Raw genomic sequence first — 20,725 nt, 5'->3', positions numbered from 1 at the left:
CCCTTATCATTATTCCGCTAATGCCAGCATATTCTGGCGTGTTAACCAACCACCTTGTTCGTCAGGAACAATTTCGGTGAATTCAATTTTTTCTTCATTAATATGAGTAATCTTTCCATAGTTTCGTCCTATATGATTGCCTTTTTTTACACGGTATAAAATCCCATCAGAGGCACGTATAATGGCCCAAATTTCCATTCCCTGTTCAAGCATACCAACCATTCTGAGAGACTCGAGAGCATATTCCTCCAAAATCTCTTTATGCCGCTTTAGGTTAGGTTTAAGGGTATTTTCAAGCGTGGGGCTGGCCTGCGCGATGGTTTCCAACGGAAGATCTACGACGGCAGAGACAAAGGGGTTGCGAAGTTCTGCTGCTTGATAGATAAAGGTTTCGTGGGGTTTTATTTCTGGCAAGGATTCAATAATTCCCCGAGGGCGAGATTTCACCTGCTGCACATATTGCTTCAGATCTATCATCTCTTCATCATTACAACCTGATAATGTTACAGAGAAGATACCAAGCAAACTTGCAATTCCTACCTGACGATTCAATATCGTCCACCTTTTAATATGCCTCGTATAGCTCATTATTACCTCGCCTTCAGTTCCTTGTCGCAGCCGTAGTCTCATCTTCGGCAAAGTAACGGTAAGTTTTAGCAGTAATATCCATAGCCAACTTTCCCGACTCCTTATCCTGATTTTCGATAGCAAAATTATGTAAAGTTACAATGCGGGGAAGAGCTGCCACCTTGCTCACAAACTCTCCAAATTGGTGGTAATTACCAATAACCCGAATCTGAATGGGTAGTTCGGCATAAAAATCTGCTGGTAATTCCGAACTCGGCTTAAAAAATTCAAACTCCAACCCACTGGACAATCCTGTTTGAGAGATATCGACTAACAGATCAGCAACTTCTGTCTTACTAGGTAATTGCCGTAACATCGTGCCAAAAGAAAGTTTCATTTCTTCCATTTGCTTCTCGTAGGATTCTAAGTTTGCCGCCTTTGCTTGCTTAGCTTCAAAGGTAGCTTTTAATCCTGGTTCTTTTTTTTTAAAGTCTTCGAGTTGCAAAATTTCATCTTTAGTAAAAAACCAATAACCACCACCTACCACTGAAGCAAAAATCAACAGCACTGCAATGGCTTTCGCCACAGTCGGCCAATCACCTATCTCACTGAAATCAAGTTCATTAAAATCTGATAAATTCATTACAGTGTCCCCATGCTTTCATTACTATCCGAAAGTTGTGGATTCTCATCTACACGGAGCGTAAATTTACGTACGGATCGTTGTTTATTTCCCGTTCTCTGGATGACGTCTAATCTAGGATTTCTAAATACTGGAGAAGCATCTAAATTACGCATAAGGACAGAAACACGCGCGTTTGAGGTGGCCACACCATTTAGCATATTGGTATGTTCTTGGCGTTTTATGCTTTCTAGATAAATTCCATCAGGCAGAGCTCGTACTATCTTATCGAAAACATGGACAATTTGGGGACGGCTACTCTGAAGCTGCTGAATTATTTCCATACGTGCAAGAAGTTTCTTTTTTTCTTTTTCCAAATCCTTAATCTTGCGTATTTTTTTATCTACAATAGCTATCTGATCTTGCAAATATTTATTTCTCTGAATTTGATTTTCTATTAAACCGTTAATATATGAGTTAATATAAAAAACTGTACCGGCTGCGAGAACCGCGGCAAGACCTAAAGCAAGGTGAAATCGTTTTTCCCGTTCCTTGCGCTGAGCTTCCCGCCAAGGCAGTAGGTTGATGCGGACCATTAGTCGAAACTCCTAAGTGCCAAGCCACAAGAAGTCATTAAAGCTGGAGCATCATTGCGTAGCGCTTTAGCTTCTATCTGAGATCCCAGCACCATATCAGAAAAAGGATTAGCGACCGAAACAGCCGTACCCACCATATGCTCAATCAACTCATCCACGCCTGGAATAGAGGCACATCCACCTGCTAATATCACATGGTCAACATCGTTATACTGGGTTGAAGAGAAGAAAAATTGGAAAGCGCGGCTAACCTGTTGCGCGATTGATTTTTTGAAAGGATCTAAAATCTCGGGAATATAATTATCCGGCAACCCCCCCTGGCGCTTCGCTAAATTAGCCTCCTCATAGGACAAGCCGTACCGCCTTTGTATTTCTTCCGTAAGCTGATTACCGCCAAAGATCTGCTCTCGCGTATAGATAATTTTATAATCATGCAATACATTAATAGTAGTTAGCGTTGCCCCCGCGTCAACAACGGCAATAGTTTGCCCTTTCCCCCGGCTTGACATCTGACCCGCAATCAAAGGAAAAACTTTTTCCATAGCATAAGCTTCGACATCGATTACTGCCGGCGTTAAACCTGCTAACTCCAACGATGCTACTCGCGATTCAATGTTTTCGCTACGGCAAGCAGCAAGCAATACATCTACCCTTTCAGAATCTTTTTCTGAAGGTCCCAGTACTGCAAAATCTAGATTAACTTCTTCTAGTGGATAGGGAATATATTGCCCTGCCTCTAGCTCAATATGACTTTCCAGCTCCCTATTTGAAAGAGCATTTGGAACTGAGATGGTCTTAGTAATCACCGCTGATCCAGTGACGGCGGCAGCCACCTTCTTAGTCCGTGTTCCCGAACGTTTAACCGCCCTTTTAATTGTTTCACCCAGCGCTTCTACATTTTCAATTTTATTCTCAACTACGGTATGAGGCGGCAAAGCTTCAATCGCATAATTTTCTACACAAATACGCTCTCCCTTTCGGCTGAGCTCAAGCAATTTAATAGCGGAAGAACTGATATCTATTCCCAACAAAGAAGGGGATTTTCGGAGAAAATAGCTCAATGAGTTGTCCCTAAAGTTCAACCAATTATTGCTAACACGAACCAATGAATTAAGCATAAAATGCACCCGCCAATATTTTCTCTACCTGAAGTAGCACTTTTACTTCACCTGAGTTTCACAAAAATTTTTGTTAACTTACCAGACTGATCTCAGAGATTTTCTTATGCTGAACTCGGGCACTGCATCAAGGTTATAGCTTAAGTTGGGTATACGTTTTATACTATGTGTAGCTCTGCTCCTTCGGTATAAACTGCATACTTGCCTATTAATTTTCATGACATATCTCCTTCGCCTATTCCGCTGGATGGTGCTCTTGTTGCTTACCGCCACAACAGTTGGTATCCTTGTTGCTGTGGGGATGTATTTTTATCTCTTACCTCAGCTACCCTCTACTGATACTCTTAAGAACATTCATCTCCAAGTTCCCCTCAGAATTTATTCCCACGATAAGAAACTTATTGCTCAATATGGAGAAAAACGCCGTATTCCGCTAGCTTTCGAACAATTTCCAGATCTGCTGGTCAAAGCTATATTGGCTGCAGAGGATGATCGTTTCTATGAGCACCCGGGTGTCGATTATCAAGGTATCCTTCGCGCTGCCTTATATCTGGTAAAAACGGGCAAAAAAGCCCAAGGCGGCAGCACTATTACTATGCAAGTTGCCCGTAATTTTTTCTTAAGTAGAGAAAAAACCTACCTACGTAAATTTAATGAAATACTGCTTGCCCTCCAGATCGAACGAGAACTTAGTAAACAGGACATCATCGAGCTCTATCTAAATAAGATTTACCTTGGCAATCGCGCTTATGGCGCTGCAGCCGCTGCCCAGGTATATTACGGCACGACTCTGGATAAACTTGAGCTATCGCAGCTCGCTATGATTGCTGGTTTACCGAAAGCACCTTCCCGGTATAATCCTATAGCAAACCAGAAACGAGCTCTGCTACGGAGAAATTATGTACTCCGGCGTATGCGTGAAGTTGGATATATAGATCCTGAAACCTATCAGGATGCAGCAGCTCAGCCCGCTACGGCAAAATTTCATGAATTGCCTATCGAGCTAAACGCCCCTTTCGTAGCAGAAATGGCACGAAGCCAAATGTTTGAAAAATATGGCTCTGATATTTATACGGCTGGGTATAATGTTTATACAACAATCAAAGCAGAGCATCAGAAAGCTGCAAATGACGCCTTACGAAAGGCTCTGCTTGACTATGATCGACGGCATGGTTTTCGCGGGCCAGAACGGCATATCGAATTGCCGGTAGACGCCGGCGAGATATTCTATCAGCAGGCTCTCTCGCAACGCAGATTAGCCAATGGTCTAGTGCCAGCCCTGGTACTAGCGACGGACGAACGAACTAGCCGGATTTACACAAAAACCGACGGTGAGGCTATGCTCACCTGGGAAGGGCTATCTTGGGCCCAGCCCTATCTCGAAGTCAACGCAGTCGGGGAAAAACCAAAGCAGGCCGCAGATATTCTCAAAGCAGGGGATCTTATTTGGGTGGAAGCACTACCTAAGGGAGGGTGGCGGCTAGCGCAAAGACCTCGCGTAGAGGGCGCCATTGTGTCACTCTCTCCTTACAATGGAAACATCACCGCGCTTAGTGGGGGCTTTGATTTTTATGAAAGTAAATTTAATCGAGCTACCCAATCTCAACGGCAACCAGGGTCTAGTTTCAAGCCGTTTCTCTATTCCGCTGCCCTCAATAAAGGCTATACTGCCGCGAGCATTATCAATGATGCTCCTATAGTATTGGATGAACCTGGTGGGCCAGACAATGCCTGGCGGCCGGAAAATTATAGCGGACGTTTTTACGGTCCCACGCGTCTTAGAACAGCCTTGACCCACTCCAGAAACCTGGTTTCTATTCGATTGCTGCGGGCCATAGGCATTGATTATGCCATCGAATATATACAAAATTTTGGATTTAAAGCTGAACAATTGCCCCAAAGTTTATCCTTGGCACTAGGCAGCGGTAGTGCTTCTCCTCTAGAGATGGCCCGCGGTTTTGCCGTCTTCGCCAACGGGGGCTATCTTATCGAGCCCTACCTGATTGAGCGAACCGAGAATGCGGATGGAAAAATTATTTTTCGATCGCGCCCAGCCCAAGTTTGCCAACGCTGCGAAAAAATAAAGACGGAACGAACACAAGCCTATAATCCAACCCTCACTGCTGACCTACTAAATACCGAATCCGCTCAATTCAACCCGGCTCCTCGGGCAATCACAGCACAAAATGCCTATCTTATTAACAGCATGTTGCATGATGTTATTCGCCATGGCACGGGACGGCGCGCTAAAAAACTTGGGCGAAATGATTTAGCGGGCAAAACGGGAACAACCAATGATCAACATGACGCTTGGTTTTCTGGCTTTAATCCAGAACTCGTTGCTGTCTGCTGGGTAGGTTTTGATCAGCCCGAATCATTGGGAAGTTTAGAAACAGGCGCCCGGGTAGCGCTTCCAATGTGGATAAACTATATGGGCACCGTGCTCGATGGTACGCCAGAAAAACCTTTTATCCCACCTAAAGGCATGGTAACAGTACGTATTGATCCTGAAACCGGGTTACTCGCGGACTCTAATGCTTCTGATGCTATTTTTGAAACTTTTATTGCTGGACACGCCCCTACCAGATACGATGATTCAAGTAGCGAGGGCAGCGACGGCAGTACAAAGACGGATACCCCCGTTGCCGAACGGTTATTTTAAATAATGGGATAGCGATTATGCCTAAAAAAGACCAGCAAATGAGGGAATATATCGCTACAGAGGCAGCGCGGTTCATGGTCGAACACGGAATTAAGAACTACTATCAAGCTAAGCGCAAGGCAGCCGCCTTTCTAGGTGCCGCAGATACTAGAAACTTGCCCACTAACCAAGAAATAGAGCAAGCAGTGGGTGCCTATTTACGCCTATTTAAATCAAAGTCCCAGCCTGCTACCGTGGAAAAGTTGCGTCAAACAGCATTAGAAGCAATGGATTTTTTTTCCCGCTTTAACCCGCGCCTCGTTGGTTCGGTGCTTAGCGGACTGGCTTCTGAATATTCAGATATTAATCTCCATCTCTTCGCTGATACTGGGGAAGAAGTTGCAATATTTCTCACGGAAGCAGGAATTCCCTTCCAATTAAGATCCCGGCAACTATCTCTTTCCCCTAAACTATTTCAAAATTTCCCAGTTTACCGTTTTATAGCGGGAGAAGTTGCCGTGGAACTGACTGTATTTCCTCCGGCAGCTACGCGCCACGCACCGCTCAGCCCCATCGATGGAAAACCCATGCGCCGGGCAGGGCGCAAGAAAGTACAATCTCTACTTGAGACAAAAGCTCAAACCGCAGATTAAATTCGTGCTATCCCCGACTCAATGGCTGCTTGAGTAATAGCCATCGTCACAAACTCTCTTAAACGGGGATCCAGTGGCTTGGGAAGAATGTAATTGGCTCCGAAAGCAAGTTGCTGCTCGCCATAAGCTTCAAGCACTTGTTTGGGAACTGGCTCCTTTGTCAGCTCAACCAATGCTCGCACTGCCGCAAGCTTCATTGCATCATTAATGCATCGGGCACGAACATTGAGGGCAGCGCGGAACAAGAAAGGAAAAACTAATACATTATTTACCTGGTTGGGATAGTCGGTGCGGCCGGTAGCCAAGATTAAATCATCACGAGCGGCATGGGCTAAACCTGGATCTATCTCTGGATCCGGGTTAGAAAGTGCAAAGACAATAGGGCGTGAAGCCATGGATTTTAGCATCTCCATAGTCAACAGATTGGGAGCCGCCACGCCAATAAAGACATCCGCCCCCTCTATCGCTTCTTCTAGGGTACGCTTTGGCGAGGAAGAGATAAAAGGACGGCAATAAGAATGCGGTGCTTGGCTCTCTTCGCGAATAACCCCTTGGCGATCAACGAGTAAAATGTTCTCCTGATCCAGACCTAGGGCAACCAGCAGCCGAAGCGTTGCAATCCCAGCCGCCCCAGCACCCACACAAACGATTCGGGCCTCTGGTAAAGATTTTCCCTGCAATTCCAGGGCATTTTGAAGCGCTGCCGCAATTGTGATGGCCGTACCATGCTGGTCATCATGCAGAACCGGGATATCCAGACGCTCAATAAGGGCTTGCTCGATCATAAAACAGTGAGGTGCGGCAATATCCTCCAGATTGATTCCGCCAAAAGTCGGTGAGATACGGGCTACTGTATCCACGAAGGCCTCGGGAGACTCCGCCTCTACTTCGATATCGATAGCATCTAGCCCGGCGAAAGACTTAAACAAAACCGCCTTGCCTTCCATCACGGGTTTGCTGGCCAAAGGACCTGTATTTCCCAACCCCAATACGGCGCTGCCATCGGTAATTACCGCAACCAAATTACCCTTAGCGGTATAACGATAGACAGCTTCAGGATCAGCCACAATAGCTCCCACCGGTACAGAAACTCCAGGACTATAGGCTAAACTCAACTGCTGCTGTGTCGCGCAAGGCTTGGTAATACTGATCTCCAATTTTCCAGGCCGCGGCTCCGCATGATAGCCTAAGGCAGTCGCCATTAAATCCTGTGTCGGCTTTTGCTCTGTTTCCTTCGTCAGTTCTCCAGAAGGCGTTTCCAATTCCTCACTAGGAGATAGTAACTCTGGCTGATTTAACAAGTGAAGAGGCATATCATACCTATTTTAGTGAGCGTAAAGACATTTAAATGAACCCTGGACTCGCCTACCCGAACTCTTTAAAAATAGAGATTATCCTAATAATGCCCACCTAGATATGGCGGCGGATTAAACAAACGAGTATAGGGGATGAGGCTATTAAGATTTTAAATTGTATCTTTGGCGGAATTTATCTACCCGACCCGCAGTGTCCAATAGCTTCTGCTTACCAGTATAGAAGGGGTGGCAAGCAGAACAAACTTCTATATGAAAATCCTTGCCTGCAGTCGAGCGGGTACTAAAACTATTACCGCAGCTACAAGTCACCGTAATTTCGCTGTACTTGGGATGAATATCCTGCCTCATAGGGAATGCTCTCAAATTTTCGTTCTATAAACCTTTAAATTCTACCGGTTCATCCTTTACACGGCAAGCTCCAGTCTTAAAGCTAGAATTTTCCCTTTAATAGTTACCTATGTATCCTTTCTTCAATATTATCGACGCCAAAAGGTTGGGCTCAGAATAACCAGTAGGGTAAAAATTTCTAAGCGGCCCAACAACATCGCAAAACACAACACCCATTTAGAGGCGGCATTAATAACCTCGTAATGAGCGCCCACTTGACCCAATCCAGGGCCTAAATTATTGAGACACGCGGTTACCGCGGAAAACGAGGTAATCATATCTAACCCTGTCGCTAGCAACAGCAAATACATCACGATAAAACAGGCCACATAGACCGCCATAAACCCGCCTACCCCCTCTACAATCCTATCTGGTAAGCTTTTACTCCCAATTTTGATAGGTATGATGGCGCTTGGGTGAATCAACCGCTTGATCTCCCGCACCCCTTGCTTATAAAGCAATAAAATACGAATAACCTTCATACCACCAGCGGTAGAAGCGGCACACCCACCGATATAACTGGTCATCAATAGCAGAATAGGAAGGAAACCGGGCCAGCTATAATAGTCACTAGAGGTAAATCCGGTGGTAGTACCAATAGAGACCGTATGAAAAATACCATGCTGGAGGGCCAAAAGCGGATTATCGAAGCTATGTGTTATCCAGAGATAACTGGAAGTCAATGCCGCGACCCCAGCAAGCACGGATAGATAAGTCCGAAATTCCTCATCTTGCCAGTAATGGCCTACCGTCCGATGGCGCCAGGCAAGAAAATGGAGGGAAAAATTGACCCCAGCAAGCAGCATAAAAAATACCGCGATCATCTCAATAAGTGGACTATTAAAATAGCCCATGCTGGCATCATGGGTAGAAAAACCGCCAATAGCAATCGTTGAAAAACTGTGGCCAACAGCATCGAATAGGGTCATACCCGCTATCCAATAAGCGGTCGCACAAGCTATCGTCAAACCTAGATAAATCAACCACAGGGCTTTAGCCGTCTCAGCAATACGGGGGGTAAGCTTGGTCGTTTTCATGGGGCCTGGAATTTCTGCCCGGTAAAGCTGCATGCCACCAATACCCAGCATGGGCAAAATAGCTACCGCCAAAACCACAATACCCATGCCCCCTAACCACTGCAATTCTTGCCGATAAAACAACACGGATTTAGGCAAGTTATCGAGCCCGGTAATCACCGTAGCTCCGGTAGTCGTCAGGCCAGAAACGGACTCGAATACAGCATCAGTAAAAGACAAGCGGGGCTCAGCGGTTAAAAAAAGGGGCAAAGCTCCAGAAAGACTTAAAACCACCCAGAACATAACTACTACCACAAACCCATCACGCAGCCGTAGCTCCTGCCGATAATTACGTACCGGTAGCCAACACAGCAAACCAATGCCTAGTATCAGGCCAAAGGCGATTAGAAACTCGGCCCCCGCACCATCCCGGTAAAATAGGGAAACTATGACTGGCGGAAGCATAGCGGTACTAAAGAGGGCCAGCAACAACCCTAAAATCCGCTGAACCACGGCAAGCTGCATAACGCCTCTAGCTTCCTTTACTACGCGGGTAATAACTTCCAATGGCGAATAAACACAGGCATAATCCTAGGATGAATTCATTACCCCAGAAGACATAGGGCGTCGCGCCAGCACGGGGTTGAACGCTACCTGTGAGTACCGCCGTTTGGAACTGAGGGGTGGTGGCTAGCAAAGCACCTTGAGCATCAATAATAGCGGAGATACCATTGGTAGTAGCCCGGGCTAGATCCCGCCCTGTCTCCAGGGCGCGCATCCGGGAAATCTGTAGATGCTGGTGAGACGCCAAAGAATCCCTATACCAAGCATTGTTGGTGGCATTCACCAATAAATTAGCTTCGGGCAGCGCCGTAATGACTTCTTCTCCAAATGCATCTTCATAACAAATAGAGGTAGCTACCGGGTAGCCAGCGGCTTGCAACAAGGGCTGTCCCTCGGGGCCAGCACTGAAAGAGGACATGGGCAAATCGAAAAAGCGGATAAGCCCTCTAAGGTATTCTTCAAAAGGTATATATTCGCCGAAAGGAACTAAATGCCGCTTATAATAAAATGCCTGCTGGGAGCCGAGGCTTAGCATGCCATTATAATATTTTCCCGTTTCCTGGTGGAAAACCGGCAAGCCAATGAGCAAATCCGTGCCATGGACTCGGGCTTCGGCAGCAAGGGCAGCCAGGTAACCATTAGCCACCTGGTGATAAAATACAGTAAGCGCGCTCTCCGGCCAAACAATCAGATCGCTCTCCCAATGCTTAGCAGTTAACTGCCAGTACCGCTCTAAAGTGGCCTCTATTTGCTCCGGTTGCCATTTGATAGCCTGAGGAATATTTCCCTGAATCAAACTTACCTGCAGCGGCTTACCTACCGGCGTCGTCCAAGATACCAAGGAGAGCAGCAGTGCCGAAGCCCATAGAATTCCCAAGCTACCAAGCGCTATCAGGCGCGTCCGTTGAGCCCAGCGCCAAGCAACTACGATCAGCCCTGCGCTAAAAGCCACCGCTAAAGAAACGCCATAAGCCCCCACAATCGGCGCCAACCCGCGAAGGGGACTTTCTATTTGACTGTAACCAAGATTTAGCCATGGGAAACCGGTAAGAAACCAACCCCGAAACCACTCTATCATCACCCAGGCTGCTGGCCATACCAAAAGATATTTACGGCTATTCTCCTGAGGAAACAACAAAGCAACGCTTCCCGACAGTATCGCTGGGAAAAGACTCAAAAAAGCCACGAATGATGTGGTTAATCCTAGTGCTAACGGTACACTGGCATAGCCAAAGTCGTGAATGGCAAAATAAACCCAGGAAACCCCTGCGCCAAACCACCCCAATCCAAATAACCAGCCACGCCAAAAAGCCCGCCGAGCGGACAAATTCCGACATACAACAAATAACAATGCGGGAAGAATAACCGCCAAAGGGTAGAAATTATAAGGCGAAAAAGCGAGGGGACCGAGAAGCCCCGCTACCAAGGCTAAGGCGTCACCACACCAGGTTTTTGCTCCCGCCGAGTCAGAAAAAAAACATTTTTTCTGACAGACTCTTTCATAAAATGGCTTCTGCTCAGGCGTGTAGCCCATGAGACCTCCCCTACCAACCCCAGCAGTAACTCAGCAAAACACCCTGTCAGGCTACTTACTATAGAGGAATCAGGTCCCTGCTGCCACTGAGTGTTCAACGCCGTTGGTTTTTAGGCATAATTCTAGTAAATAGAGGCGCCGGCTATCGGCGCGCAAAACCTTAAACTCAAAGCTGCCAATAGCAATAGTTTCCCCCCGTTCAGGCATCCGTCCGAACCCATTTAGCACCAAGCCGCCAATGGTATCGAATTCCTCATCACTAAAATCGGTCCCAAAATACTCATTAAAATCTTCGATGGGAGTGAGCGCCTTAACCGTATAATTATCTTCTCTGCGGCGAAAGATGAAGGCGTCTTCAGCAACATCGTGCTCATCTTCAATCTCGCCTACGATTTGCTCCAAGACATCTTCGATGGTCACCAGCCCTGCCGTTCCTCCATATTCATCCACGACGATCGCCATGTGATTACGGCTCGCACGAAACTCCCTTAGCAAAACATTAAGACGCTTGCTCTCCGGAATAAATACCACTGGACGCAGAATATCCCGAATATTGAAGGTCCGCGCTTCCTGCTGCCGGCAATAGAGAAGCATATCCTTCGCTAGCAGGATTCCAACAATACCATCCCGGCTTTCACCTATAACCGGAAACCGGGAATGGGCGGATCGGGTAATCACCTCCAGGGTATCTTCCGGCGGCGCATCCCGCTCTACGACTACCATTTGCGACCGCGGCACCATGATATCGCGTACCTGCATCTCCCCCACCACTAAAGCACCTTCAATCATGCTCAGGGTTTCCGGGTCAAGGAGGCGGCGCTGGGAGGCATTACGTAAAATCTCGATAATCTGTTCTCGATCTTGGGGTTCACCCAGCAGCACCTGCCCCAGACGTTCTCGCCAAGAGCGGGATACTAAATTATGACTAGGTCGGCCTTCGTTCATAAGTCCTCGTTATACACTCTCGTAGGGATCGGGATAACCTAATGATTCAAGTATAGTCACTTCCAGGCTCTCCATTTGCTGCGCTTCCACTTCCTGTTGGTGATCAAAACCTAGTAAATGAAGCACTCCATGAACCACTAGGTGAGCCCAGTGGGCCTGCTCTTTCTTAGTTTGTTCCAAGGCTTCACGCGCAACCACCGGAGCACAAATAACCAAGTCTCCTAACAAGGGAACATCAAGAGACACGCAGGAGGGAACCTCAAAAGGAAAAGACAGGATGTTGGTTGCTCCTTCCTTGTGGCGATACCGCCAGTTAAGCTGCGCCGCCTCACTTTCACTGGCGACACGGATAGTGATTTCCCCCGCTTTCGACTGATTTACCAGCGCTGCCTTCACCCAACGCAGGAAATCGGCTTGCAGCGGCACGCTTGCCTTGGGCACGGCATATTGAATATGGACAGTAATACTCATGACTCTACCCTGCCGCTACCACCAAAATGCTCATAGGCTTGCACTACCCGTTGCACTAGTGGATGCCGCACCACATCCCGTGATTGAAAAAAATCAAAGCTAATTCCTTTAACCTCCTTCAATACCTCAATGACATGGCGCAAGCCCGAAGGTTGGCCTTTAGGCAAATCTATTTGGGTGATATCACCCGTCACAACAGCAATTGAGCCATACCCTAAACGAGTGAGAAACATTTTCATCTGCTCAATTGTCGTATTTTGAGCCTCATCTAAAATAATAAAGGACTCGTTTAAAGTCCGACCACGCATATACGCTAGAGGAGCCACTTCAATCACATGGCGCTCAATAAGCTTGGCAACCCGCTCAAAGCCCAACATTTCATAAAGGGCATCGTAGAGAGGACGCAGATAGGGATCGATTTTCTGAGCTAGATCGCCTGGCAGGAATCCTAAACGCTCACCGGCTTCTACCGCGGGCCGTACTAAAAGCACCCGCCGTACCCGATCTTTCTCTAAAGCTTCTACGGCGCAAGCGACGGCAAGATAGGTTTTTCCCGTCCCTGCTGGACCGATACCGAAGCTAATATCATGGGTGAGAATATTGCGTAAATACCGAATTTGCCGCGGGCTGCGGCCTTTAACCACGCCTCGACGAGTCCGAATCAGGATTTCTTCCTGCTCTTCCAAAGGGGAATATTCCTGGCTCCCCGCTTCCCGCAAAAGGAGGTGGACCTGGGCGGGAGTCACCGGAGCTTCATCAGCATCATCATAAAGGCGCCTTATCACCTCACCAGCCGCCTCTACCGAAGGGCTGTTACCAAGCACCTGAAAGAAATTTCCCCGATTATTGATTTCTACTCCCAGCTCTCTTTCTATCTGGCGCAGATGCTCATCCATCTGCCCGCAAAGATTGGCTAACCGCTGGTTATCCGCTGGTTCCAGGACGAAATCGCTAATCTCGGAATGATCAGAAGGAGGGTGTTCGTTCAAAGGTATGCTAATAGCCCAAACGCTCTACTATAAATTCCTGATTCCTTGCGCCGAACTCGGAGGCGGAACGAAGACGCGGGCAAAACTAAAATGCAAAAAAAACAGGAATTAGAAAACACTAGCATAAAAATATTTCGGCGCTATGCTTATAGCCTTACTCAATCTAAAATAACTCAAATTAACTAAGATATTGGCTTATTTTAGCTCGATTTTCAACTTTGGAGACTCTCGGTAGAGGATAAGATCGCCACAATATATGATGGGTTAGCTCTTATTGCCAATTAAGCACATCGTCTTTTAGCATCAAGAACGATACCCCGCAGCGAGTTGGGCAGAGCCTCTGTAATTCTAATATTGACAAACTGGCCTACCATGTCTTGAGAGGCAGAAAAATTTACTACCCGGTTATTAGCCGTACGCCCCGCCAGCATGGTGGGATCTTTCTTTGAGGGACGTTCAACGAGTACTTGCTGTACGGTATCCACCATCCCTCGACTAATAGCAATTTCCAGAGCTCGAAGACGTCCTTGCAGGATTGCAAGCCGCTCTTTCTTGAGGGCTATCGGTGTGCAATCAGGAAGGCTAGCCGCTGGTGTTCCCGGCCTTGGACTATAAATAAAACTGAAAGAATGATCAAAACCCACCTCATCCACTAACGCTAGCGTAGCCTGGAAATCAGCCTCAGTCTCGCCGGGCAAGCCAACGATGAAATCGCTTGAAATACTGATATCAGGACGCACCTGGCGCAATTTCCGCAGCTTCGCTTTATACTCCAGCACAGTGTGACCCCGTTTCATCAAACTCAGCATACGATCCGAGCCACTCTGTACTGGTAAGTGCAAATGGCTAACCAGCGCTGGCACCTCGGCAAAAGCCTGGATGAGGCTGTCGGAGAATTCTACCGGGTGAGAAGTCGTGAAGCGGATGCGCTCAATACCCTCAATAGAGGCCACATAGTGGATCAGCAGGGCAAGATCGGCAGTATCTCCCTCCCCGATGGACCCCCGATAGGCATTCACGTTCTGGCCTAACAGGGTAATTTCCCGCACTCCCTGCTCCGCCAGACCCACGATCTCGGCAATGACATCGTCGAAAGGCCGGCTGATTTCCTCGCCCCGGGTATAAGGCACGACACAAAAAGAGCAATACTTGCTACACCCTTCCATCACGGAGACAAAAGCGGTTGGACCCTCAGCGCGGGGTTCAGGCAATTTGTCAAACTTCTCAATTTCAGGAAAAGAAAGATCGACCACTGGCTGTGAGCTTGCCTTTGCCTGAGTCAGCATTGCTGGTAACCGGTGTATTGTTTGGGGTCCAAACACCAGATCCACATAGGGCGCCCGGACGCGAATCGTTTCACCCTCTTGACTAGCAACACAGCCGCCGACCCCAATAACTAATTCAGGACGCGATTGCTTTAGCTGCCGCCATCGGCCCAACTGGGAAAAGACTTTTTCTTGGGCTTTTTCCCGCACGGAGCAGGTATTGAGTAACAGCACTTCCGCTTGCTCAGGGTCAGAAGTCAGTTCTAGCCCGTGGGATTCCCGCAATACATCGGCCATCCGGCTAGAATCGTATTCATTCATCTGACAGCCATGAGTCTTAATATAAAGCTTCTTAGCCATGAAAATGCTTATCGCTTTCTCCAATCAAAATCTTTAAACGCAGGCTTCACGATACTACGACCTGCCTGGAAGTTCCAGTCCCCTACTTAGATCTAGCCAGTGTGCGCGGCAATAGTGAACCAGGACACACTCCCATCCCGTTAATTTATATAGGCTGATGTAAAAAACTGTGCCAACAATTATTGGAAGCTCCCTATATCATGGCAATTACCGACTGGCCCGTCCACGAAAGGCCCCGCGAGAAACTTCTTCAACGAGGTCCAAATGCCTTATCGGATGCCGAACTTTTAGCTATTTTTCTCCGTACCGGAGTCGCCGGAAAAACCGCTGTTGACTTGGCACGGGAACTCCTGGAAAGCTTTGGTAGCCTCCGAGCATTGCTTGAGGCTGATCTTAAACAATTCTGCCATGCTCCAGGGCTGGGAATAGCTAAGTATACGCAACTGCAAGCCTGCCTGGAAATGGGGCGCCGCCACCTGGAAGACACCCTCAAGCGTGGCGATGTTCTAACTGATCCCCAAACCACTCAACGCTACCTGGTGGCGCGCTTGCGGGCTTATCCCTTTGAAGTCTTCTCTTGCCTTTTCCTTGACAACCGGCACCGAGTGCTAGCCTTCGAAGAGCTTTTCCGGGGCACCATTGATGGCGCCAGTGTGCATCCCCGCGAAGTGCTCAAGCGCGCCCTTGCCCATAACGCTGCGGCCGTCATCCTGGCCCACAATCACCCCTCCGGGGTGGCCGAACCCAGCCGAGCCGATGAGTGCATCACGCAGCGCCTTAAGGAAGCGTTAGCGCTGGTAGATATTCGAGTGCTCGATCACATTATTGTAGGAGATGGCGAAACCCTATCCTTTGCCGAGCGGGGTCTCCTCTAAAAAAACCATCTTTATGAACCACTCCCTAACGCTTAAATTTTCCTCTTCCTTACTTTTTCCTCTCTTCTCGCTCAAGGCGGATAAAGCTGTAAGGATAAGGGTTTTGGGGATCGGGATCATAATCTTCCCGCCAGACCTCAACCCAAGTACCAGGATCAAAGGCAGGAAACCAGGTATCCCCCTGGAAATGTCCCCGCACTAAAGTGAGGTAGATGCGTCGCGCCTGGGGCAATAGTTGCTCATAAAGAGAAGCCCCGCCAATGACCGTCACCTCCTCTGCTTCCCCCGCTGCCTGCAAGCCCGCTTCCACAGTATGGACCACGGTGCATCCGGGTGCTTTATAGTCAGGGTTATGGGTCACGACGATATTATGCCGCCCGGGCAGGGGGCGTCCGATGGCTTCGTGGGTGCTCCGCCCCATGAGCATGGGCTTACCCATGGTCATGCGGCGAAAATATTTGAGATCCGCCGGTAAATGCCAAGGTAAGCGGCGATTAGCTCCAATCAAATGATTCTCATCCATGGCAACGATGAAGGAAATAATCATCTTTTCAATATCATACTGAAATAGCCGCCTTTATGGCAGGATAGCTTTGATAGTCTACAATCTCCAGATCATCGTATTGGTATTCAAACAAAGAAGGAGGTCGGCGCTTGATTCGGAGATGGGGAAGCGAAAGCGGCTCCCGGGTTAATTGCAGCCGCGCCGGTTCTAGATGATTCCGGTACAGGTGGACATCCCCTCCTGTCCAAACGAATTCCCCCACATCCAAATCGCATTGCTGGGCTATCAAGTGGGTCAAAAGCGCATAGGACGCGATATTGAAGGGAACCCCAAGAAAAACATCGGCGCTGCGCTGATAGAGTTGGCAAGACAAACGGCCCTGGGCCACATAGAATTGGAATAGCGCATGGCAGGGAGGGAGAGCCATTTCATCCACGCAAGCCGGATTATAGGCCACCACCACATGGCGCCGACTGTGGGGATGATTCCGTATCTGCGTTAACGTTTTCGCCATCTGATCTAAATATCCCCCATCGGGCAGAGGCCATGAGCGCCATTGATAACCGTAGATGGGACCCAGCTCCCCCTGCTCATCGGCCCATTCGTCCCAAATCGTCACCCCATGATCATGGAGATATTTAACATTAGTCTCACCCCGGAGGAACCATAACAGCTCAATAAAGATTGCGCGAATATGAAGCTTTTTAGTTGTAATCAGCGGAAAACCCTGCCGAAGATCAAATCGCATCTGATGCCCGAAGATAGACCACGTTCCGGTGCCAGTCCGATCATCCCGCTCGACTCCGGTATCGAGTATCTTTTGGATAAGTTCCAGATACGGTTTCATTGCTAAAAGGATAGTTAGCGCGGCTACTTAAGATTTTATCAAATGGGTAGAAGAACGCTTCCGGTAAGCCCATCCCAGCAAAATTATACCCATAAAGACCATGGGCAGGCTTAGGATTTGTCCCATAGTAAGCCAATCCAGGGCCAAATAACCCAAATGGGCATCCGGCACGCGCACAAACTCCACCGCAAAGCGAAACAACCCGTAGCAGAATAGAAACAGACCTGAGACCGCCATGGTGGGGCGGGGCCGGCGGGAGAAAAACCACAGAATAAGAAAAAGGGCCACCCCCTCCAGAGCTGCCTCGTACAGTTGCGAGGGATGCCGGGGCAAACCGCCAGCCCTGGGATCAGGGAACACCATACCCCAAGGCAATTCCGTGGCTTTTCCCCAGAGTTCGCCATTGATGAAATTACCAATACGGCCCGCGCCTAACCCAATAGGGACCAGGGGGGCGACAAAATCCGTCACCTGGAAAAATCCTTTGCCCACCTTGCGGGCATAGATCATCATGGCGACTAAAACGCCTAGCAATCCTCCGTGGAAAGACATGCCTCCTTGCCAAATTTTAAAGATAGCAAAAGGGTCCGCCAAGATATGATCAAAATCGTAGAACAAGGCATATCCTAACCGGCCGCCAAGGATAACCCCCAGGGCACCATAGAAAATCAGATCATCCACCTGCTCCGGACGCCAACCGGAAGCGGGGCGCTTGGCCCGAAATCGACCTAACCACCAGGCACCCAAAAAGCCAATTAAATACATGACGCCATACCAGTGGACCTTGAGCGGGCCCAAGGAAAAGGCGACTGGGTCAATATTCAGATAACTCATCATCATAATCTTGCTTTAAGACTCAAGAATTTTAAATCACCTACCGCTATCTTGGCTTAGGCGTTTAACCCCCGGCGGAGAATGGCCTGTTTCCATAAAGCCCCACAGCTTTTTTCAGAAGTCGAATAATACCGATCGTACTTATGCGCCGGGGCTTAAATTACATTGGGCTCAGAATATTAGGGAGTGGTTATAGTGAAAAATTTGGCCCGTCACTGTTTTATTTTTTTAGGTTTGCTACTTGTGCCAACCCTCGGGGCGGCTGGTTTGAATATCTTCCCCGAGTTGGATTCAAATGATAACAATAATACCAGCAGCAATAATACCAGCCAAGAAAGTACTCAGAACTTTAGTAATACCGCAGACCCAGAGCCGGAGGCTGATACCAACGCCTCCCCCCCTGCAAACAAGGATGAAATTATTGCTGAAACCAAAGCAGGATGCGCCACCGATCCGGCAAGCTGCGGGGTGACTTTATCCAGTTTTCTAGACAGCACCGGCTTTGGCGAAACCGAACCCAATAACCATGCCATGGGCGCTGACGCCATGGAGTTCGGCGTTGAATACGCGGGGCAGCTTTATAGCCCGGAAGATGTGGACTGGTTCCGTATTACCACCACGGAATCCAATCAAATGCTCACCGTTAATTTTAACGTTCCCGGATTAAACGATATTACCGGATGGAATCTCTCCATTCGGGATAGCGGGGGTAATATTTTCTCGGAAGTCTACACTGGGTTTGACTTCGGACCAGAAAGCCCATTACAGACAATCCTATCCCGTGCGGGTACTTATTATGTAGTGGTAAAATCCTTGAAGCAGGCCCAGGAAGAGACAAGATCTTCAGACCAAAGCGGCGAAGCTGACCTGATCTATGAACATCTGCCCCACGAGTACCGCCTGGCCGCTTTTCTGGGGGATTCTCAGGTCACCACGGAACCCCTTGACGTCAATTTTTTTGACGCCGAAGTGGAACCCAATGACTCCCGCGATGAAGCCAACCCATTAACCTTTGCCACCCCCCTCGCATCCAATGTCACCATGGAGGGCTTAATATCCGGACCTCTCATCTTTGGATCGGTGGGATTTGCCTTCGAAGAGGACTGGTTTGTCTATGACACGGCAGGGAATGAAATTCTCAGTATAGAATTTTGCGCTAGCCAAGACTGCGAAGACAGCACTTGGCAAGTCACCGTGTACGATGAAAATGAACGAATGCTGCTCACCGGGCGGACCGACATGGAACAAAATTATTATCTGGGTATCCGCAATCCAGGCAAGTATTTTATACGAATTGGTGTGGCCCCGGCACTAGATGAGGAAAGCGGCGGCGCACAATATGTCTGCTCTATTGATCCTACCATGCCCCTCAAGGATTGTCCTAGCCCCAGCGAGAGAACATTACTGGTTGAGTCACCGTGGCATCAATACAACTTCACTGTCACCAGCACCAAGCTTCCACCCTTGATGAGCGAGGTAGATAATCCCTAACAGATACCTGCCTCAATCCACACCGAGAGAAGATTTTAAATCTCTCTAAAAACAGACCGGCAGGAGGGTATCAGTTCCTTTCCTCCCGGTCTTCTTACAATAATCTCGCCAATAATAATCCATTCCCATAAAGGCAATTTGATCCCGGTCATCCAACCATTATCCATGGAAAATTTTTCCTTCCTGGTAGAAAATATCCCAATATAATGACAAGTTCCTCGTTGATTAACCGGCAACTACCAAAGGGATGGCAATGGTCACCAAAGCAGAACTTCTTACCCAAACTGCCCAGCAAGCATCCATAGAGGCCAACAAGCGCCATCTAAACGACTCCGCCACGGAACAACTTCAAGCCGAAGCCCAAGCCATTGTTAAGGATATCTTTCGCTCCATTGGATGGGAAAACAGCGAGAATGTCCCGGAAATCCCCCCAAATCCCCTTACTGCCTGGCATCATCGCACCCTAAACGACAGGGAATTGGACTGGCGCAATTTAAATTTCGCTCAAGAGGAATTACAACAGGCTGCCGGGCGCTATTTGCGTGCTCCCTGGCTCCATTGCCGGGAACTGGACTGGTTGGTGTTGAACACTTTAATCTATGGGGATTATCTGGCGGCGCTGGATACCATCCGCGCCCGCACCATGCCCTTCAGCCGTTATCAATCCAGAAAATCGGGCAAAACCGGCTTTAGAGTCCTGACGGAAGCGTGGAGAGGCGCTTTATTGCTGCTTAAAATTGCCGCCTGGTTCATCATCTTTGCAGCCGTTTCCCCGGCCTCACCCCTGGGGCCACTGATCTGGATAGGTATGACCGGTTGGTGGCTATGGCGGAAATGGATGATCCGAAGGAAAAACAACGCCTTGCTGAAATCCATGTTCAGCGCTTACGGGGCGCTCAGTCCAACCCATCTGGACTGGCCCAGAATTTGGGAAGGGCTAGAAAAGAGTCAAGCCCTCGGTGCAGTTTGGAACAACATGATTTACCCCCTGGTTGAAATGAGAATGCAAAAAATCTGATTAATGAACTCCTTACCCACACATTCAACGCTGTAATAGATGAGGCGTAAGGGGGCCGCATGCACATGATTACAGCGGTGTTCCGGAACACAAACTGCTATGCTAAAAGAT

At 48.3% G+C, this 20,725-nt stretch carries 20 protein-coding genes; 5 read left to right on the top strand and 15 right to left on the bottom strand.

Going from position 1 to position 20,725, the window contains the following annotated elements:
* Window positions 1-9 precede the first annotated feature (9 nt).
* The 4 genes from NOC_RS01475 to NOC_RS01460 are packed head-to-tail and all read right to left on the bottom strand — an operon-like array spanning window position 10 to window position 2,903.
* The gene (locus NOC_RS01475; protein ID WP_011330275.1) at window positions 10-588 is read right to left on the bottom strand and encodes a pilus assembly protein PilP; all 579 of its coding nucleotides are present in this window, start codon (window positions 586-588) and stop codon (window positions 10-12) included.
* A 13-nt stretch (window positions 589-601) separates the two neighbouring features.
* Window positions 602-1,210 carry a type 4a pilus biogenesis protein PilO gene (locus NOC_RS01470; RefSeq protein WP_002813019.1) on the bottom strand — a complete coding sequence of 203 codons (609 nt, stop codon included), beginning with the start codon at window positions 1,208-1,210 and terminating at the stop codon, window positions 602-604.
* On the bottom strand, window positions 1,210-1,785 hold the full coding sequence (locus NOC_RS01465; protein ID WP_002811967.1) for a PilN domain-containing protein: 576 nt from the start codon (window positions 1,783-1,785) through the stop codon (window positions 1,210-1,212). Before NOC_RS01465 ends, NOC_RS01470 begins: the two co-directional genes overlap by 1 nt.
* On the bottom strand, window positions 1,785-2,903 hold the full coding sequence (locus tag NOC_RS01460) for a pilus assembly protein PilM (protein WP_002811951.1): 1,119 nt from the start codon (window positions 2,901-2,903) through the stop codon (window positions 1,785-1,787). The genes NOC_RS01465 and NOC_RS01460 overlap by 1 nt, the downstream gene beginning before the upstream one ends.
* Before the next feature lie 217 nt (window positions 2,904-3,120).
* Between NOC_RS01460 and NOC_RS01455 the strand changes: the two genes are divergently transcribed.
* Entirely contained in the window at window positions 3,121-5,565 is a 2,445-nt protein-coding gene (locus NOC_RS01455) for a penicillin-binding protein 1A (protein ID WP_002812365.1), read from the top strand.
* Between the two features lie 17 nt (window positions 5,566-5,582).
* A complete protein-coding gene (locus NOC_RS01450; RefSeq protein WP_002812945.1) occupies window positions 5,583-6,197 on the top strand; it encodes a hypothetical protein in 615 nt (204 codons plus the stop codon).
* Here NOC_RS01450 and NOC_RS01445 read toward each other — a convergent pair.
* From NOC_RS01445 to miaB, 8 genes are all read right to left on the bottom strand, one after another.
* On the bottom strand, window positions 6,194-7,399 hold the full coding sequence (locus tag NOC_RS01445) for a malic enzyme-like NAD(P)-binding protein (protein ID WP_011330274.1): 1,206 nt from the start codon (window positions 7,397-7,399) through the stop codon (window positions 6,194-6,196). The genes NOC_RS01450 and NOC_RS01445 overlap by 4 nt on opposite strands.
* Before the next feature lie 255 nt (window positions 7,400-7,654).
* Window positions 7,655-7,861, bottom strand: coding sequence for a 50S ribosomal protein L31 (gene rpmE / locus NOC_RS16585; protein WP_011330273.1), 207 nt, complete (start codon window positions 7,859-7,861; stop codon window positions 7,655-7,657).
* Window positions 7,862-7,989: 128 nt separating this feature from the next.
* Window positions 7,990-9,441: a TrkH family potassium uptake protein gene (locus tag NOC_RS01440; protein WP_002814273.1), complete on the bottom strand. Its 1,452-nt coding sequence runs from the start codon at window positions 9,439-9,441 to the stop codon at window positions 7,990-7,992.
* A 7-nt stretch (window positions 9,442-9,448) separates the two neighbouring features.
* Complete coding sequence (gene lnt, locus NOC_RS01435; protein ID WP_002813079.1) at window positions 9,449-11,014, bottom strand: apolipoprotein N-acyltransferase; 1,566 nt, start codon at window positions 11,012-11,014, stop codon at window positions 9,449-9,451.
* A gap of 69 nt (window positions 11,015-11,083) precedes the next feature.
* Window positions 11,084-11,959, bottom strand: a complete 876-nt coding sequence (locus tag NOC_RS01430; RefSeq protein WP_002813718.1) for an HlyC/CorC family transporter — start codon at window positions 11,957-11,959, stop codon at window positions 11,084-11,086.
* Window positions 11,960-11,968: 9 nt separating this feature from the next.
* On the bottom strand, window positions 11,969-12,430 hold the full coding sequence (gene ybeY, locus NOC_RS01425) for an rRNA maturation RNase YbeY (RefSeq protein WP_011330272.1): 462 nt from the start codon (window positions 12,428-12,430) through the stop codon (window positions 11,969-11,971).
* Window positions 12,427-13,419: a PhoH family protein gene (locus NOC_RS01420; RefSeq protein WP_002813194.1), complete on the bottom strand. Its 993-nt coding sequence runs from the start codon at window positions 13,417-13,419 to the stop codon at window positions 12,427-12,429. The genes ybeY and NOC_RS01420 overlap by 4 nt, the downstream gene beginning before the upstream one ends.
* Before the next feature lie 281 nt (window positions 13,420-13,700).
* Window positions 13,701-15,044 carry a tRNA (N6-isopentenyl adenosine(37)-C2)-methylthiotransferase MiaB gene (gene miaB / locus NOC_RS01415; RefSeq protein ID WP_002812632.1) on the bottom strand — a complete coding sequence of 448 codons (1,344 nt, stop codon included), beginning with the start codon at window positions 15,042-15,044 and terminating at the stop codon, window positions 13,701-13,703.
* Between the two features lie 200 nt (window positions 15,045-15,244).
* Here miaB and radC point away from each other — a divergent pair, with 200 nt between their 5' ends.
* The gene (gene radC, locus NOC_RS01410; RefSeq protein WP_011330271.1) at window positions 15,245-15,919 is read left to right on the top strand and encodes a RadC family protein; all 675 of its coding nucleotides are present in this window, start codon (window positions 15,245-15,247) and stop codon (window positions 15,917-15,919) included.
* Window positions 15,920-15,968: 49 nt separating this feature from the next.
* Here radC and NOC_RS01405 read toward each other — a convergent pair whose 3' ends face one another.
* Genes NOC_RS01405 through lgt form a run of 3 tightly spaced genes read right to left on the bottom strand, consistent with a single transcriptional unit; the run spans window position 15,969 to window position 18,108 of the window.
* Window positions 15,969-16,466, bottom strand: coding sequence for a dihydrofolate reductase (locus NOC_RS01405; protein ID WP_002813735.1), 498 nt, complete (start codon window positions 16,464-16,466; stop codon window positions 15,969-15,971).
* Window positions 16,467-16,476: 10 nt separating this feature from the next.
* Window positions 16,477-17,271 (bottom strand): thymidylate synthase, encoded by a 795-nt coding sequence (locus NOC_RS01400; protein ID WP_002813937.1) that lies wholly within the window; start codon window positions 17,269-17,271, stop codon window positions 16,477-16,479.
* A 27-nt stretch (window positions 17,272-17,298) separates the two neighbouring features.
* A complete protein-coding gene (gene lgt / locus NOC_RS01395; protein ID WP_036497853.1) occupies window positions 17,299-18,108 on the bottom strand; it encodes a prolipoprotein diacylglyceryl transferase in 810 nt (269 codons plus the stop codon).
* A 192-nt stretch (window positions 18,109-18,300) separates the two neighbouring features.
* Here lgt and NOC_RS01390 point away from each other — a divergent pair, with 192 nt between their 5' ends.
* Window positions 18,301-19,596 carry a hypothetical protein gene (locus tag NOC_RS01390; protein WP_002812012.1) on the top strand — a complete coding sequence of 432 codons (1,296 nt, stop codon included), beginning with the start codon at window positions 18,301-18,303 and terminating at the stop codon, window positions 19,594-19,596.
* A gap of 247 nt (window positions 19,597-19,843) precedes the next feature.
* Window positions 19,844-20,614, top strand: a complete 771-nt coding sequence (locus tag NOC_RS01385; RefSeq protein WP_002814145.1) for a hypothetical protein — start codon at window positions 19,844-19,846, stop codon at window positions 20,612-20,614.
* Window positions 20,615-20,725 lie beyond the last annotated feature (111 nt).

The organism is Nitrosococcus oceani ATCC 19707 (assembly GCF_000012805.1).
Taxonomy (GTDB): domain Bacteria; phylum Pseudomonadota; class Gammaproteobacteria; order Nitrosococcales; family Nitrosococcaceae; genus Nitrosococcus; species Nitrosococcus oceani.
Note: the sequence above shows the minus strand (reverse complement) of the source record. Positions and strands in the feature narration are given on the sequence as shown.

Coding starts and splice junctions, on each gene's coding strand:
- NOC_RS01475 (WP_011330275.1), bottom strand. CDS start 588: ATGAGCTATACGAGGCATATTAAAAGGTGGACGATATTGAATCGTCAG.
- NOC_RS01470 (WP_002813019.1), bottom strand. CDS start 1,210: ATGAATTTATCAGATTTTAATGAACTTGATTTCAGTGAGATAGGTGAT.
- NOC_RS01465 (WP_002811967.1), bottom strand. CDS start 1,785: ATGGTCCGCATCAACCTACTGCCTTGGCGGGAAGCTCAGCGCAAGGAA.
- NOC_RS01460 (WP_002811951.1), bottom strand. CDS start 2,903: ATGCTTAATTCATTGGTTCGTGTTAGCAATAATTGGTTGAACTTTAGG.
- NOC_RS01455 (WP_002812365.1), top strand. CDS start 3,121: ATGACATATCTCCTTCGCCTATTCCGCTGGATGGTGCTCTTGTTGCTT.
- NOC_RS01450 (WP_002812945.1), top strand. CDS start 5,583: ATGCCTAAAAAAGACCAGCAAATGAGGGAATATATCGCTACAGAGGCA.
- NOC_RS01445 (WP_011330274.1), bottom strand. CDS start 7,399: ATGGCGACTGCCTTAGGCTATCATGCGGAGCCGCGGCCTGGAAAATTG.
- rpmE (WP_011330273.1), bottom strand. CDS start 7,861: ATGAGGCAGGATATTCATCCCAAGTACAGCGAAATTACGGTGACTTGT.
- NOC_RS01440 (WP_002814273.1), bottom strand. CDS start 9,441: ATGCAGCTTGCCGTGGTTCAGCGGATTTTAGGGTTGTTGCTGGCCCTC.
- lnt (WP_002813079.1), bottom strand. CDS start 11,014: ATGGGCTACACGCCTGAGCAGAAGCCATTTTATGAAAGAGTCTGTCAG.
- NOC_RS01430 (WP_002813718.1), bottom strand. CDS start 11,959: ATGAACGAAGGCCGACCTAGTCATAATTTAGTATCCCGCTCTTGGCGA.
- ybeY (WP_011330272.1), bottom strand. CDS start 12,430: ATGAGTATTACTGTCCATATTCAATATGCCGTGCCCAAGGCAAGCGTG.
- miaB (WP_002812632.1), bottom strand. CDS start 15,044: ATGGCTAAGAAGCTTTATATTAAGACTCATGGCTGTCAGATGAATGAA.
- radC (WP_011330271.1), top strand. CDS start 15,245: ATGGCAATTACCGACTGGCCCGTCCACGAAAGGCCCCGCGAGAAACTT.
- NOC_RS01405 (WP_002813735.1), bottom strand. CDS start 16,466: ATGATTATTTCCTTCATCGTTGCCATGGATGAGAATCATTTGATTGGA.
- NOC_RS01400 (WP_002813937.1), bottom strand. CDS start 17,271: ATGAAACCGTATCTGGAACTTATCCAAAAGATACTCGATACCGGAGTC.
- lgt (WP_036497853.1), bottom strand. CDS start 18,108: ATGATGAGTTATCTGAATATTGACCCAGTCGCCTTTTCCTTGGGCCCG.
- NOC_RS01385 (WP_002814145.1), top strand. CDS start 19,844: ATGGCAATGGTCACCAAAGCAGAACTTCTTACCCAAACTGCCCAGCAA.